Annotated in this window: 13 protein-coding genes; 12 read left to right on the forward strand and 1 reads right to left on the reverse strand. The window is 71.9% G+C overall.

What is annotated here, in order from left to right; all coding sequences use genetic code 11:
• The first annotated feature begins 21 nt into the window (after window positions 1-21).
• The 8 genes from bioB (at window position 22) to R0D99_RS08150 (ending at window position 7,940) form a co-directional block, all read left to right on the forward strand.
• Window positions 22-1,050: a biotin synthase BioB gene (gene bioB, locus R0D99_RS08115; protein ID WP_317750893.1), complete on the forward strand. Its 1,029-nt coding sequence runs from the start codon at window positions 22-24 to the stop codon at window positions 1,048-1,050.
• Window positions 1,047-2,024, forward strand: coding sequence for an adenosylcobinamide-phosphate synthase CbiB (gene cbiB, locus R0D99_RS08120; protein WP_317750894.1), 978 nt, complete (start codon window positions 1,047-1,049; stop codon window positions 2,022-2,024). The genes bioB and cbiB overlap by 4 nt, the downstream gene beginning before the upstream one ends.
• Before the next feature lie 56 nt (window positions 2,025-2,080).
• Window positions 2,081-3,106 carry an aminotransferase class I/II-fold pyridoxal phosphate-dependent enzyme gene (locus R0D99_RS08125; protein ID WP_317750895.1) on the forward strand — a complete coding sequence of 342 codons (1,026 nt, stop codon included), beginning with the start codon at window positions 2,081-2,083 and terminating at the stop codon, window positions 3,104-3,106.
• Entirely contained in the window at window positions 3,103-4,641 is a 1,539-nt protein-coding gene (locus R0D99_RS08130) for a cobyric acid synthase (protein ID WP_317750896.1), read from the forward strand. The genes R0D99_RS08125 and R0D99_RS08130 overlap by 4 nt, the downstream gene beginning before the upstream one ends.
• Window positions 4,642-4,818: 177 nt before the next feature.
• A complete protein-coding gene (gene cobT, locus R0D99_RS08135) occupies window positions 4,819-5,880 on the forward strand; it encodes a nicotinate-nucleotide--dimethylbenzimidazole phosphoribosyltransferase (RefSeq protein ID WP_317750897.1) in 1,062 nt (353 codons plus the stop codon).
• Between the two features lie 69 nt (window positions 5,881-5,949).
• Window positions 5,950-6,753, forward strand: a complete 804-nt coding sequence (locus R0D99_RS08140; protein WP_317751043.1) for an adenosylcobinamide-GDP ribazoletransferase — start codon at window positions 5,950-5,952, stop codon at window positions 6,751-6,753.
• Window positions 6,750-7,304 carry a histidine phosphatase family protein gene (locus R0D99_RS08145; protein ID WP_317750898.1) on the forward strand — a complete coding sequence of 185 codons (555 nt, stop codon included), beginning with the start codon at window positions 6,750-6,752 and terminating at the stop codon, window positions 7,302-7,304. Before R0D99_RS08140 ends, R0D99_RS08145 begins: the two co-directional genes overlap by 4 nt.
• Window positions 7,305-7,364: 60 nt before the next feature.
• Entirely contained in the window at window positions 7,365-7,940 is a 576-nt protein-coding gene (locus tag R0D99_RS08150; RefSeq protein ID WP_317750899.1) for an alpha-ketoglutarate-dependent dioxygenase AlkB, read from the forward strand.
• 34 nt (window positions 7,941-7,974) lie between these two features.
• Here R0D99_RS08150 and lysS read toward each other — a convergent pair whose 3' ends face one another.
• Entirely contained in the window at window positions 7,975-9,522 is a 1,548-nt protein-coding gene (gene lysS / locus R0D99_RS08155) for a lysine--tRNA ligase (RefSeq protein ID WP_416365994.1), read from the reverse strand.
• A gap of 184 nt (window positions 9,523-9,706) precedes the next feature.
• Between lysS and R0D99_RS08160 the strand changes: the two genes are divergently transcribed.
• The 4 genes from R0D99_RS08160 to R0D99_RS08175 all read left to right on the forward strand — a co-directional run bounded on the left by R0D99_RS08160 (window position 9,707) and on the right by R0D99_RS08175 (window position 13,804).
• Entirely contained in the window at window positions 9,707-10,975 is a 1,269-nt protein-coding gene (locus R0D99_RS08160; RefSeq protein ID WP_317750901.1) for a lipopolysaccharide biosynthesis protein, read from the forward strand.
• The gene (locus tag R0D99_RS08165; protein WP_317750902.1) at window positions 10,972-11,583 is read left to right on the forward strand and encodes an acyltransferase; all 612 of its coding nucleotides are present in this window, start codon (window positions 10,972-10,974) and stop codon (window positions 11,581-11,583) included. The genes R0D99_RS08160 and R0D99_RS08165 overlap by 4 nt, the downstream gene beginning before the upstream one ends.
• 125 nt (window positions 11,584-11,708) lie before the next feature.
• Window positions 11,709-12,782, forward strand: coding sequence for a glycosyltransferase (locus R0D99_RS08170; protein ID WP_317750903.1), 1,074 nt, complete (start codon window positions 11,709-11,711; stop codon window positions 12,780-12,782).
• Window positions 12,779-13,804, forward strand: coding sequence for a glycosyltransferase family 2 protein (locus R0D99_RS08175; RefSeq protein ID WP_317750904.1), 1,026 nt, complete (start codon window positions 12,779-12,781; stop codon window positions 13,802-13,804). The genes R0D99_RS08170 and R0D99_RS08175 overlap by 4 nt, the downstream gene beginning before the upstream one ends.
• The last annotated feature ends 36 nt before the right edge of the window (window positions 13,805-13,840 follow it).

Genomic DNA, 13,840 nt, shown 5'->3' on the forward strand with positions numbered 1-13,840 from the left:
TCACCGAAAGGACCTGCCCGCATGTCGACCGCCGCCGTCGCCGAACAACCCATCACCCTGCACCAGCGCGCCGCGCCAACCGCGGCCACCGAGCGCTGGACGGTGGCGCAGATCGAGGCGCTGCTGAACCTGCCCTTCAACGACCTGCTGTGGCGCGCCCAGCAGGTGCACCGCGCGCACCACGACGCCAACCAGGTCGAGCTGGCCACGCTGCTGTCCGTCAAGACCGGCGGCTGCCCTGAGGACTGCGGCTACTGCCCGCAGTCGGTGCATTACGACACCGGCGTGAAGGCTGAGAAGCTGATGGAAAGCGGCGCCGTCAGGCAGGCCGCCCAAGCCGCCAAGGCCGCCGGCGCCACGCGCTTCTGCATGGGCGCCGCCTGGCGCGCCCCCAAGGACCGCGACATCGACGCCGTGGCCGAATTGGTGCGCACGGTGAAGGATGTGGGACTGGAAGCCTGCGTCACCCTCGGCATGCTGGCCGACGGCCAGGCCGAGCGGTTGAAGCACGCGGGCCTCGACTACTACAACCACAACCTCGACTGCGCGCCCGACTTCTACGGCGACATCATCAGCACGCGCGACTACCAGGACCGGCTGGACACGCTGGACCGCGTGCGCGGCGCGGGCGTCAAGGTCTGCTCGGGCGGCATCGTCGGCATGGGCGAATCGCGCCGCCAGCGCGCGGCGTTGATCGCGCAACTGGCCAACCTGCCCGAAGTGCCCGAAAGCGTGCCCATCAACCACCTGGTCAAGGTCGAAGGCACGCCGCTGGCCGACCAGCCCGATCTGGACCCGTTCGAATTCGTCCGCATGATTGCCGCCGCCCGCATCACCATGCCCGCTGCGCGCGTGCGCCTGTCGGCCGGCCGCCAGCAGATGGGTGAAGCGGTGCAGGCGCTGTGCTTTCTGGCCGGCGCCAACAGCATCTTCTATGGCGAAAAGCTGCTGACCACCGGCAACCCCGATGTCGGCGCGGACCGCGTGCTGTTCGAGCGCCTGGGCATTCACGGGCGCGCCAGCGTGCCGGGCATGGACGAGAGGCTTTGACACCTGGGTTCGCATCGTTCGGCGACGCCGACGCGTTGCTGCTGGCCTGCGTCCCGGCGCTCGCCATCGCCATCGACCGGCTGCTGGGCGAGCCGGCGCTGCGCTGGCATCCGGTGGCGTGGATGGGGCGCTGGCTGGCCTGGGCGGGCGAGCGGCTGGCACCGCGCGCGGGGACGCCGCGGGTGCTGTCGGATTCAAGGGTGTTCTGGTTCGCGACGCTGTCCTGGTGCGGCGTGGCTGCTGCCATTTTTGCAGCGGCGTGGCTGCTGCAGGCCTGGGTGCTGACGCAGCCGGCGTGGCTGGCGGCGCTGGCGCTGGGCCTGTTTCTGAAGCCGTTGCTGTCCTGGGCCATGCTGCACGACGAGGTGCTGGGCGTGGAGCGGGCGCTGGGTGAATCGCTGGACGCCGGGCGCGCGCAGCTGGCGCGGCTGGTGAGCCGCGACGTGCGCGACCTGTCCCCGCACCAGGTGCGCGAAAGCGCCATCGAATCGCTGGCCGAGAACCTGAACGATTCGGTGGTCGCGCCGCTGTTCTGGTTTGTGCTGCTGGGGTTGCCGGGGGCGGCGCTGTTCCGCTTTGCCAACACGGCCGATGCCATGTGGGGTTATCGCGGCGAGCGCGCGGGGCGCGACTGGACCTGGGCCGGCAAGTGGGCGGCGCGCGCCGACGACGTGCTTGCCTGGGTGCCGGCGCGCATCACGGCGGCGCTGATCGCGCTGCTGGGCGGCGCGCAGGGGCCGGGGCGGCTGGCGGTGGAGGCCACGCGCACGCCGTCGCCCAACGGCGGCTGGCCGATGGCGGCCATGGCCATTGCGCTGGGCGTGCACCTGCGCAAGCCCGATGTCTACACGCTCAACCCCGAGGGCCGCACCCCCGCCGCCGCCGACACGGTGCGAGCCTGCGCCATCGCCAGCCGCGCGGTGCTGGCGGCCACGCTGCTGGCGTGCGGGGTGTGGCTGGGGGTGCTGCTGTGAACCCGCTGCTAGAACCGAATGGGCCGCTGGCGCTTGCCCCGTCTGCGCATGTAGCTATGAATATGGAAGCGATTCACGGCGGCCCCGACGCGTTGGGCGTGCCGCTGCACGACTTGTCGAGCAACGCCAACGCCTGCGGCCCGCACGCGCCCACGGTGCAGGCGCTGCGCGCGGTCGACGCGCGGCATTACCCCGACCCGGCCAGCACCGCGCTGACCGTGCAACTGGCGGCATGGCACGGCGTGGCGCCGGGGCGCATCGTGGTGGTGGCCAGCGGCAGCGAATTCATCCAGCGCATCAGCGTGGCCGTGGCCTTGCAGGCGGGGCAGGGCGCGTGCGTGTGGCTGCCGCGGCATGCCTATGGCGACTACGCCCGCGCCGCGCACGCGGCGGGCCTGCGGCGCGTGGCCGACCCGGCGCAGGCCGCGCTGCTGTGGGCGTGCGAGCCGTCCAGCCCGCTCGGGCAGGCGCAGCCGGGCCTGGTCGCGCAGGTGGCCGCGTTGCGCGCCGGGCAGGTGCTGGTGCTGGACCAGGCCTACGAGCCGCTGCGGCTGGACGGCGCGCCGTCGCTGCAGGGCGACGCATTGCAGCGCGTGTGGCAGCTGGTCACGCCCAACAAGGCGCTGGGGCTGACTGGCGTGCGCGCCGCCTACGCCATCGCCCCGCGTGACGCCGACCCAGCGCTGCTGGCCCGCGTGCGCGCGCTGGCGCCGTCGTGGCCGCTGGGCGCGCACGGCGTGGCGCTGCTGCAGTGCTGGGCCAGCGTGGACGCGCACGACTGGCTGGCCGACTGCCGCGCCACGCTGCGGCCCTGGAAGGCGCGGCAGATGCGGTTGCTGGCCGCCGGAGGCTGGCAGGTGCTGCCGTCGGACGCTAACTTTTTTGTAGCTGTACCCGCAGACCGGGTCAGCGCTGGAGGGCGAAATAGCATGAATCCATGGCTCGACGGCCTGCGCCGCCAGGGCTTCAAGCTGCGCGATTGCGCCAGCTTTGGCCTGCCCGGCCACGTGCGCCTGTCCGTGGCAGCGCCCGCCACGCAGGACGCCCTGCAGCGCGCCCTGCGCTGCGAGGTGCCGGCATGACGGCGCGCTGCGTGATGGTGCTGGGCACCAGCAGCGGCGCCGGCAAGAGCTGGGTGGCCACCGCGCTGTGCCGCCACTACGCCCAGCTGGGCCTGCGCGTGGCGCCGTTCAAGGCGCAGAACATGAGCAACAACGCCCGCGTGGTGCCCGCCGCCGAAGGGCGCATGGGCGAAATCGGCAGCGCGCAGTACTTCCAGGCGTTGGCCGCGCGCGCCGTGCCCGACGTGCGCATGAACCCGCTGCTGCTCAAGCCCGAGGCCGACACCCACAGCCAGGTGGTGCTGATGGGGCAGGTCAGCCGCGAACTGACGGCGCTGCCGTGGCGCGGGCGCAGCGCCCATGTGTGGCCGCAGATCGCCGCCGCGCTGGATGCCTTGCGCGCCGAGCACGACGTGGTGGTGATCGAAGGCGCCGGTTCGCCGGCCGAGATCAACCTGATGGACAGCGACGTGGTCAACCTGCGCGTGGCGCGCCACGCCGATGCGCGCTGCCTGCTGGTGGCCGACATCGACCGCGGCGGCGCCTTCGCGCACCTGTACGGCACCTGGGCGCTGCTGCCCGAGGGCGACCGCGCGCGCATCGCCGGCTTCGTGCTCAACAAGTTCCGCGGCGACGCGAGCCTGCTGGCCCCTGCGCCCGAACAGTTGCAGGCGCTGACCGGCGTGCCCACCGTGGCCGTGGTGCCCATGCGCTTCGGCCATGGCCTGCCCGAGGAGGACGGCGTGTTCGACGCGGCGGCGACGCAGGCGCACGCACCGCTTCAAGCGGAATCGGCTGCCAGCGCTTTACCAACGGGCGGCGGCAGCTATGGTAATGATAGTGAAGCCGTGCCGCGCCACATCGCCGTCATCGCCTACCCCCGCATCAGCAACCTGGACGAATTCCAGCCGCTGAAGAACGTGCCCGGCGTGACGCTGACCTGGGCGCGCACGCCCGCCGCGCTGCACGGCGCCGACACCGTCATCCTGCCCGGCAGCAAGGCCACCGCCGCCGACCTGGCGTGGCTGCGCGCGCAGGGGCTGGACGCGGCGATTGCCGCCCACGCCGCGCGCGGCGGCCGCGTGCTGGGCATCTGCGGCGGCCTGCAGATGCTGGGCGAGGCGCTGATCGACCTGCACGGGGTGGAATCGAACGGCAACGCGCCGGGCCTGGGGCTGCTGCCGCTGGTCACCCGCTTCGAGCCCGACAAGACCGTGCGCCGCACGCAGGCCCGCTTTGGCGATGTGGCCGGCGCGTGGTCGGCGCTGTCGGGCGTCGCCGCGGTCGGCTACGAAATACACGCTGGCCAGACCGCGCAACACCCTGCCATGGCTGCCCAGGGCGACGTGGCGCGCGACATCGTCCCCGGCCTGGCCTGGCAGAACGCCGCCGGCAACGTGCTGGGCGTTTACCTGCACGGCCTGTTCGAAGACGCCGCCGTGCTGCACGCGCTGTTCGGCGCGCGGGCGCCGTCGCTTGACGCGGTGTTCGACGGCCTGGCCGCCGAGATAGAACAGGCGTTTGCACCCGGCGCGCTGGCGTCGCTGATCGGCTGACGGCGCGACCGCATGGCAACCCAACCGCTTTCATCCATGACTTCCACTAAACCCGATCACGCCTACCCACCGTCATTGCCAAGCAGGCGGCAATTCATGCACCCATCCACCATCCCGACGGCGCGACCGACAGGGATTGCCGCCTGCGCGGGCATGACCGGCGAGGGGGGGTGAGCAATGAGCCGCTTGCTGCGCCACCAATCGGCGCCCGCTTTGCCCGCCGTAGCCGACCTGCACGACCCCGCACTTGCTGCCGCCCTGCAGCACCGCATCGACCGCAAGACCGTGCCGCACGGCGCGCTGGGGCGGCTGGCGGCGCTGGCGATGCGGCTGGGGATGATCCTGGGCACGACCGAGCCGCGCCTGGTCGCGCCGCAGCTGGTGGTGTTTGCGGCCGACCACGGCATTGCGGCGCGCGGCGTGTCGGCCTACCCGAGTGACGTGACCTGGCAGATGGTGGGCAACTTCCTGGCCGGCGGCGCGGCGGTGAGCGTGCTGGCGCGCCAGCACGGCATCGCGCAGACGGTGGTTGATTGCGGTGTGCGGCACGACTTTGAGCCCGCGCCTGGGCTGATCAGCCACAAGATCGCGCCCGGCACCGCCGACATGAGCGCCGGCCCGGCCATGACGGCCGCGCAGTGCGCGCAAGCCATCGCCAATGGCATCGATATCGTCAAAAGCCTGACCGGCAACGCGCTGCTGCTGGGCGAGATGGGCATTGGCAACACGTCGCCCGCCAGCTGCCTTTCGGCGCGGCTGGGCGGCATCGACGTGGGCGAAGTCACCGGCGCCGGCACCGGGCTGGACGCGGCCGGCATCGCGCGCAAGACGGCGGTGCTGCGCGAGGCGCTGGCCGCCAACGCAGGTGCCACCGAGCCGCTGGACGCGCTGGCCGCGCTGGGCGGCTTCGAGATCGCCACCATGGTCGGCAGCGTGCTGCAGGCGGCGGCCGAGCGGCGCGTGATCGTGGTCGATGGCTTCATCGCCAGCAGCGCGGTGCTGGTGGCGGCGCGGCTGTCGCCGCACGTGCTGCAGCGCTGTGTGTTTGCGCACCGATCCGACGAGCGCGGCCACGCGCGGCTGCTGCAAATGCTGCCCGCCGAGCCGCTGCTGGACATGGGCCTGCGGGTGGGCGAGGGCAGTGGCGCGGTGCTGGCCTGGCCGCTGCTGGAGTCGGCCTGTCGTATCCTGAACGAGATGGCCAGCTTTGAGTCGGCGGGCGTCAGTGACAAGGGTTGATATCAAAACGATAGCTGCTGGCGCTTGTCTGGCAAGCGCTGCGGCCATGAATTCATGCGCATGAAACCCGTGCAGGCCTTACGCCACTTCCTGCTTGCGCTGCAGTTCTTCACCCGCATTCCGGTCACCGGCCGGCTGGCGGACTGGGTGGGCTACAGCCCGGCCATGCTGCGCGCCAGCGCCGGGCACTTTCCGGGCGTGGGCTGGGTGGTGGGCGCGGCGGCGGCGCTCGTGCTGGCGGCGGGGCTGCGCTGGCTGCCGCCGGGGCCGCTGGGCGCGCTGGTGGCGACCGGGCTGGCGACGGCGGCCACGGTGTGGCTCACCGGCGCCTTTCACGAAGACGGCCTGGCCGACACCGCCGACGGCCTGGGCGGCGGGCTGACGCGCGAGCGCGCGCTGCAGATCATGAAGGATTCGCGCATCGGCAGTTACGGCGCCGTCACGCTGGTGCTGGCGCTGGGGCTGAAGGTGGCGCTGACCGCACTGCTGGCCCAGCGCGGCGCCGGTGCCGCCGCCGCGGCGGTGCTGGGCGCGCACGTGCTGTCGCGCGCCGCGCCGCTCGACGTGATGCGGCGCCTGTCCTATGTGGGCGAGGCCGACGGCAGCAAGGCCAAGCCGCTGGCCGATGCGATATCGCCGGGCGGCATCGCCACCGGCATCGCGTGGTCGCTGCCGGCGCTGCTGCTGCTGGCGTGGGCGCTGGGCGGGTGGTCGCTGCTGGCGGCCGGGGTGCTGTGGGTGCTGGCGCTGGCCTACATGCGCCGGCTGCTGGCGCGCCGCCTGCAGGGCTTTACCGGCGACACGCTGGGGGCCACGCAGCAGGTGTGCGAGCTGGCGCTGCTGCTGGGCCTGGCGCTGGCGGCGTCGCCATGACGCTCTGGCTGCTGCGCCACGCGCCGGTGCTGGCGGAAGCTGGCCTGTGCTACGGCGCCAGCGACCTGCGCGCCGACCCGGCTGTCACGCGGGCGGCAGCCGGCGCGGCCGCTGCCGCCTTGCCGCAGGGCTTCGCGTTGTTCACGTCGCCGCTACAACGTTGCGAGCAGCTGGCGCAGTCGCTGCAAGCGCTGCGGCCTGATTTGTCGCTGCAAATCGACCCGCGCCTGCGCGAAATGGACTTTGGCGCCTGGGAAGGCCGCCGCTGGGCCGACATCGGCCGGGCTGAATTCGACAGCTGGATCGCCGACTTCGCCAACGCGCCGCCGGGCGGGCAGGGCGAGCCCGTGCGCGACTTCATGGCGCGCGTGGGCGCCGCCTGGGACGACTGGCGCGCCAGCGGGCGCGACGCCGTGTGGGTGACGCACGCCGGGGTGATGCGCGCGGCGCTGCTGCTGTCGCGCGGCGTGCGGCTGCCGGCCAGCGCCGCCGACTGGCCGGCCGAGGCGCTGGACTTTGGTGAACTGCGGGCGTTGCGCGCGGATCCGTAGACGCCCGAACGCCGCCCGTCCCCCTTGCGCGACAGCCCGCGCAGCGTTAGCATGGACTGTATGAATTCACAGTGTTTGCTGTTCGCCGACGAAGCGCTGACCCTCGTGCACGACGCGCAGGGCGGCATCCGCCACCACCCCGGCGTGGTGGCGCCCGACGTGGCGGCCGAATGGCTGGCCGCGCTGCTGCCGCTGGTGCCCTGGCGCAGCGAACGGCGGCCGATGTACGACCGCATCGTCGACGTGCCGCGCCTCATGTCCAGCGTGTCGCTGGCCGACCCCGACCGACCGCCGTGCATCGACGCCGCGCTGGCGGCCGTGCAGTCGGTGGCGCCCGCGCCCTACACGCGCGCGGGGCTCAACCTGTACCGCGACGGGCGCGACAGCGTGGCCCTGCACAACGACCGCGTGCACGACCTGGCGCCGGGCCAGCCCATCGCCATCGTGTCGCTCGGCGCGCCGCGCGACATGCTGATCAAGCCCAAGCGCGGCGGCAGCGCCCAGCGCATCTGCCTCGAAGCCGGCAGCGTGCTGGTGATGAGCCACGCCTCGCAGTTCACGCACGACCACGGCATCCCCAAGACGGCGGCGCGGGTGGGGGCGCGGGTGAGCGTGGCGTTCCGGGTGCGGCTGTAGCGCGCGCAGGCCGTGGCGCAGCGCCTGCGGGCGCTCAGGCTTCCTGCCGCAGCGCCGGGAACAGGATGACGTCGCGGATGCTGGGGCTGTCGGTCAGCAGCATCATGAAGCGGTCGATGCCCACGCCGCAGCCGCCGGTGGGCGGCATGCCGTATTCGAGCGCGCGCACGAAGTCGGCGTCGTAGAACATGGCCTCGTCGTCGCCCGAATCCTTCGCGCTGGCCTGGGCTGCAAAGCGCGCGGCCTGGTCCTCGGCGTCGTTCAGCTCGCTGAAGCCGTTGGCCATCTCGCGGCCGGTGATGTAGAGCTCGAAGCGCTCGGTCACCTCGGGCCGCTGGTCGTTGGCGCGCGCCAGCGGGCTGATCTCGGTCGGGTGTTCCATGATGAAGGTGGGCGCCCACAGGTGCTGCTCCACTTCTTCCTCGAAGTACATCACCTGCAGGCTGGCCAGGCTGCGCGCGCTCAACTTGTCTTTTTCTTCGGTCAGGCCCAGCTTCTTCAGGCGGCGGGTCAGTTCGGCGGCGTCGTCCACATGCGCGCCGATGTCGGTGTGCGCGTGGATGGCTTCGCGGATGGTCAGGCGCGCAAACGGCTGGCTCAGGTCGACCGCGCGGCCCTGGTAGGACAGCTGCAGCGAGCCGACGGCCTGCTGCGCCGTGTCGCGCAGCAGCTGTTCGGTGAACGCCATCAGGTCCTGGTAGTTCCAGTACGCGGCGTAGAACTCCATCATCGTGAATTCGGGGTTGTGCCGCACGCTGATGCCTTCGTTGCGGAAGCTGCGGTTGATTTCGAACACGCGCTCGAAGCCGCCGACGATCAGGCGCTTGAGGTACAGCTCGGGCGCGATGCGCAGGAACATCTGCTGGTCCAGCGCGTTGTGGTGCGTGACAAACGGCTTGGCGTTGGCGCCGCCCGGAATCGGGTGCAGCATGGGCGTCTCGACTTCCATGAAGCCGTGGCCGGTCATGAAGCCGCGCATGGCGGCCAGCGTCTTGCTGCGCGCGGCAAAGCGCGTGCGCGCCGCCTCGTCCATGATCAGGTCGACGTAGCGCTGGCGGTATTTCAGTTCCTGGTCCTGCATGCCGTGGAACTTGTCGGGCAGCGGGCGCAGACTCTTGGTGAGCAGGCGGATCGACGTGGCGTGGATCGACAGCTCGCCCGTCTTGGTCTTGAACAGATGGCCTTCGGCGGCCACGATGTCACCCAGGTCCCAGTGCTTGAAGGCGTTGTAGGTGTCCTCGCCCACGTCGTCGCGCACCACGTAGATCTGGATGCGGCCGGTGGCGTCCTGCAGCGTGGCAAAGCTGGCCTTGCCCATCACGCGCTTGAGCATCATGCGGCCCGACACGCTGGCGCGCACCGGCTCGGCGGCCGCCATTGCTTCTTTTTCGATAGCGCCATGCGCTTGATGCAGCTGCGCTGCGCGGTCTTTGGGCTTGAAATCGTTGGGAAAGGCCACGCCGCCGGCGCTGCGCAGCGCCTTCAGCTTGTCGCGCCGCTCGGCGATCAGCTTGTTTTCGTCTTGTGGCAGGTCGTCGGTGGGCGGGGTCTGGGTCACGGTGAATCGCGGAAAGGAAGGAATGGGGAGAGGTTGCGGTGAGCCCCGTGGCCGATAATGGCCGTGCTCACGCGAAAAGAGCAATTTTAGGCGGCTTGCCCGGTGCGTCTGCCGACCCGCGCGGCGCTGACCCGGTTCGCCACGCGGCGCACGGGTCATATTTAAGCGGGTGCCTGCGCCGCAACCTCTACACACCACCCCATCGCCCATGCTGCGCGCCACCCTGACCCTGCTGACCGGCGGCGCGCTGGCGCAAATGGTGCCGCTGCTGCTGGGGCCGGCGCTGGCGCGCCTGTTCAGCCCCGAGGCGTTTGGCCTGTTCACCGCGTTTTCGACCATCGCCGCCAGCGTGGCCGTGGTGGCCTGCGCGCGCTACGAATACGCGCTGCCGATGGCGCAGGACGATGCCGAGGCGACGGCGCTGCTGGCGCTGGCGCTGCGCATCGGGCTGGCGGTGACGCTGCTGAGCGTGCCGCTGGCGTGGGCGCTGCACGTGGCGGGGCGGCTGCCGGTGGCGTGGGCGCTGCCGCTGTCGGTGGCGGCGGCCGGGCTGTTGCAGGCCCTCAGTTTGTGGGCCAACCGGGCCGAAGCGTATCGGTCGCTGGCGGCCAGCCGCTTCGTGCAGTACGCCGGCGCGGCGCTGCTGCAGGCGGCGCTGGGGCTGGCGATCTGGCGCGCCGGCAGCGGCCAGGCGGCAGGTGCCGACGCGGCCTGGGCGCTGGTGCTGGGGCCGGTGGTGGCCGTGCTGCTGGCCGCGCTGTGGCTGGCGCGCAGGGCGCCGCCGGGCGGCTGGCGCGCGCTGTGGCAGGTACCGGCCGATGCCTTGCGCGGCGTGGCGCGCCGTTATCGCGACTTTCCGCTGCTGAACACCCCGCACGCCTTTCTGGGCACGCTGCAGGACGCGCTGGCGGTGGCGCTGCTGATCGCCTGGTCGGGCGAGGCGGCGGCGGGCTTCTGGGGGCTGGCGCTGCGCTACCTGAAGGCGCCGGCCACGCTGGTGGGCTCGGCGGTGTCGCAGGCGCTGTACCCGCGCCTGACACAATCGGCCCCGGCCGAGGCGCAGCGCGCGGTGCGCCAGACCATGGCCGTGCTGGCGCTGCCGGCGCTGGGGCTGATGGCGCTGCTGGCGCTGGCGGGGCCGCGCCTGTTTGAATGGGCATTTGGTGCGCCGTGGCGCGACGCGGGCGAGCTGGCGCGCGCGCTGGCGCCGTACATCGCCGCGCACTTCGTCGCCGCGCCGCTGGCGGTGGTCACCATGGCCTGGCACGGGCAGCGCTGGGCGTTCAGGCTGGCGCTGGTGGGGCAGGCGGTGTTTCTGCTGTGCCTGGGCTGGGGTTTGTGGACGGGCGGCTTGTTGCGGGGGGCTTGGGCGGTGTCGGCGGGCATGGTGATTTACTTCGGCTACTACTTCTGGCGGCTGGCGCACTGGCCGCACATTCCGTCGCGTGGCGCGGCCGCGGGCGAGGCGCGGGCATGAGCGTGGGCCTGCGCGCGCTGGCCAACCGCTGGCGGCGGCGGCTGTGGCATGCGCTGTTCTTTCGCATGCTGTTTGGCGAACGGGCGGCGGATGGCGCCGCGCTGCACGGCACCCGCATCTCGCCCACCACCTGCATCGAAAACGAAGCCGGCCTGACGCTGGGCGACGACGTGTTCATCGGCCACTTCAACTACATCGAAGCCAGTGCGGGCGTCACCATCGGCCGTGGCACGCAGGTCACCAACTACGTCAGCATCGTCAGCCACAGCACGCACCGCGCGGTGCGCGTGGCGGCCGGGCTGTCGGGCGCGGCGCTGGAGGCGGCCGTGATCCGCGCGCCCATCGCCATCGGCGAGCGCTGCTTCATCGGCCCGCACAGCACCGTCGAAGCCGGCACCACCCTGGGCCACGACACCCTGGTGGCCGCGCACAGCCGCGTGCGCGGGCAGTTCCCCGACTTCGCCGTGCTGGCCGGCAGCCCGGCGCGCGTGGTGGGCGACGTGCGCGAGGCGGATGCGCGGTGGCTGGAAAGGATGCGTCAGGGCGGGGAGAGGGATTTTTTGAACGCAAAGGGCGCAGAGGGTTCGCAGAAGGCGCAGAAATTTTGATGAAAAATGTCTTTGGCGCTTGCTGGACCAGCGCAGGCAGCTATTATTTTTGAAGCAATGAATTCTTTTCTGCGACTTTTGCGTGACCTTCGCGCCCTTGGCGTTCAAAGGACTTTTCAGCCGACATGACCCAAGCCCCCCATCTGGTCCTGCTGGGCGATGCCATCAGCGTGCACGTGCAGCGCTGGGTGGCCGAGATGCGCGCGCGCGGCTGGCGCATGTCGCTCCTCACGGCGCGGCCGCAGGCCATCGACGGCATCGAGCAGGTCACGCTGCCGCCGGTGCGCCGCTCGACCGACTGGCTGTTTCGCGTGGGGGCCGCGCGGCGCGCGCTGGCCCGGCTGCAGCCCGACCTGGTGCACGCGCACTACGTCACCTCGTACGGCTATCTGGCGGCGCGCGCGCATCGCGGCACCCGTTGCCCGCTGGTGATGACCGCGTGGGGCAGCGACCTGCTGCTGACGCCGCGCGAAAGCGCGCTCAAGCGCCGGCTGACGGCGTGGACGCTGCGCCAGGCCGACGTGGTGACCGGGGATTCGGCCGACCTGCTGGCCGCCGCGCGCGCGCTGGCGCCCGGCGTGCGCACCGAGCTGATCCACTGGGGCGTGGACCGCGCGCGCTTTGCCCCGGCGGCGTGGGCCGACAAGCCCGGCTTCGAAGCCGTCAGCCTGCGCAGCTGGGAGCCCAATTACGAGATCGGCACCATTCTGCACGCCTTCGCGCTGGTGCGCGCCACCCATTCGCAGGCGCGGCTGCACCTGCTGGGTGGCGGCTCGCAGGAAGCCGCGCTGCGGGCGCAGATCGAGCGGCTGGCGCTGGCCGACGCGGTGCAGATGCACGGCCGGCTCGACGACGCGGGCATGGCCGCAGTGTTGGCGCGCGGCAAGCTGTCCGTCAGCGTGCCGCGCAGCGATGCCACATCGGTGTCGGTGCTGGAAAGCATGGCCTGCGGCCTGGCCGTGATCGCCAGCGACCTGCCGGCCAACCGCGACTGGCTGGACGCGCGGCTGCTGGTGCCCCCGGGCGATGCGGCGGCGCTGGCGCGCGTGTGGGGCGGCCTGATTGACGACGACGCACAGGCGCGACAGGCCGGCGCGCGCAATGCCGCGCGCATCGCGCTGGACGGCGACCGGCGCGTGCAGATGGATGCGGTGGACCGCCTGTACCGCGAACTGATCAACGGCCGGGGCCGGACATGACCGAGCCGGCCATGCCACTCGTCAGCGTCATCGCGCCGTGCCGCAACGAGCGCGCCGCCATCGACGCCTTCTGCGACAGCGCGCTGGCCCAGCAGCTGCCGCCTGGCTGGCAGCTGGAAGTGCTGGTGGCCGATGGCCGCAGCGACGACGGCACGCGCGAACGGCTGGCCGAGCGCGCCGCGCAGGATGCGCGCCTGAAGCTGATCGACAACCCCGGCCGCATCGTTTCAACCGGCCTGAACGCCGCGCTGGCCCAGGCGCGCGGCAAGGTCATCGTGCGCTTCGACATCCACACCGAATTCGCGCCCGACTACATCGCCGAATGCCTGGCCGCGCTGGCGCGTACCGGCGCCGACAACGTGGGCGGGCCCTGGGTGGCGCGCGGGCAGGGCGCCATGGGGCGCGCGGTGGCGGCGGCGTTTCAGAGTCGCTGGGTGGTGGGCGGCGCGCGCTCGCGCGACCGGGCGTACGAAGGGCCGGTGGACACGGTCTACCTGGGCTGCTGGCCGCGCGCCACGTTCGACCGCTTTGGCGGCTTCGACGAACGACTGGTGCGCAACCAGGACGACGAACACAACCTGCGCCTGCGCCTGGGCGGCGCGCGGCTGTGGCAAAGCGCGCGCATCCGCTCGCTCTACCAGCCGCGCGGCAGCGTGCGCCAGCTGTTCAACCAGCAGATGCAATACGGCTACTGGCGGCCGTTTGTGATGCGCAAGCACGGGCAACCCGGATCGCTGCGCCAGCTGGTGCCGGCGCTGTTCGTGGCCGCGCTGGCCGGCAGCGCGCTGGTGGCGCCGTGGTGGCCGTGGCCGCTGGCGCTGCTGCTGGCCGCCTATGCCGCGTACGTGGCCGGCGCATCGCTGGCGGCGGCGCGGCAGGCGGGCGATGCGGGCACGCTGGCGCGCCTGCCGCTGGTCATCGCCGCCTATCATCTGGGCTATGGCGTGGGCACCTGGCGCGGCCTGCTGGACGTGCTGCTGCGGCGCAACGCGGGGCAGCGCTGGAGCCGCCTCACGCGCTAACAAAACGATAGCTGTTCACGCGCTTCTGACAAGCGC

Source organism: Ottowia sp. SB7-C50 (genome assembly GCF_033110285.1).
In the GTDB taxonomy this organism is placed as follows: domain Bacteria; phylum Pseudomonadota; class Gammaproteobacteria; order Burkholderiales; family Burkholderiaceae_C; genus Ottowia.

Excerpts from the sequence above, each read along its gene's own strand:
- R0D99_RS08165 (WP_317750902.1), top strand. The coding sequence starts at position 10,972 with ATGAGCGTGGGCCTGCGCGCGCTGGCCAACCGCTGGCGGCGGCGGCTG.
- R0D99_RS08125 (WP_317750895.1), top strand. The coding sequence starts at position 2,081 with ATGAATATGGAAGCGATTCACGGCGGCCCCGACGCGTTGGGCGTGCCG.
- cobT (WP_317750897.1), top strand. The coding sequence starts at position 4,819 with ATGAGCCGCTTGCTGCGCCACCAATCGGCGCCCGCTTTGCCCGCCGTA.
- R0D99_RS08130 (WP_317750896.1), top strand. The coding sequence starts at position 3,103 with ATGACGGCGCGCTGCGTGATGGTGCTGGGCACCAGCAGCGGCGCCGGC.
- R0D99_RS08145 (WP_317750898.1), top strand. The coding sequence starts at position 6,750 with ATGACGCTCTGGCTGCTGCGCCACGCGCCGGTGCTGGCGGAAGCTGGC.
- R0D99_RS08170 (WP_317750903.1), top strand. The coding sequence starts at position 11,709 with ATGACCCAAGCCCCCCATCTGGTCCTGCTGGGCGATGCCATCAGCGTG.
- bioB (WP_317750893.1), top strand. The coding sequence starts at position 22 with ATGTCGACCGCCGCCGTCGCCGAACAACCCATCACCCTGCACCAGCGC.
- R0D99_RS08175 (WP_317750904.1), top strand. The coding sequence starts at position 12,779 with ATGACCGAGCCGGCCATGCCACTCGTCAGCGTCATCGCGCCGTGCCGC.
- R0D99_RS08160 (WP_317750901.1), top strand. The coding sequence starts at position 9,707 with ATGCTGCGCGCCACCCTGACCCTGCTGACCGGCGGCGCGCTGGCGCAA.
- R0D99_RS08150 (WP_317750899.1), top strand. The coding sequence starts at position 7,365 with ATGAATTCACAGTGTTTGCTGTTCGCCGACGAAGCGCTGACCCTCGTG.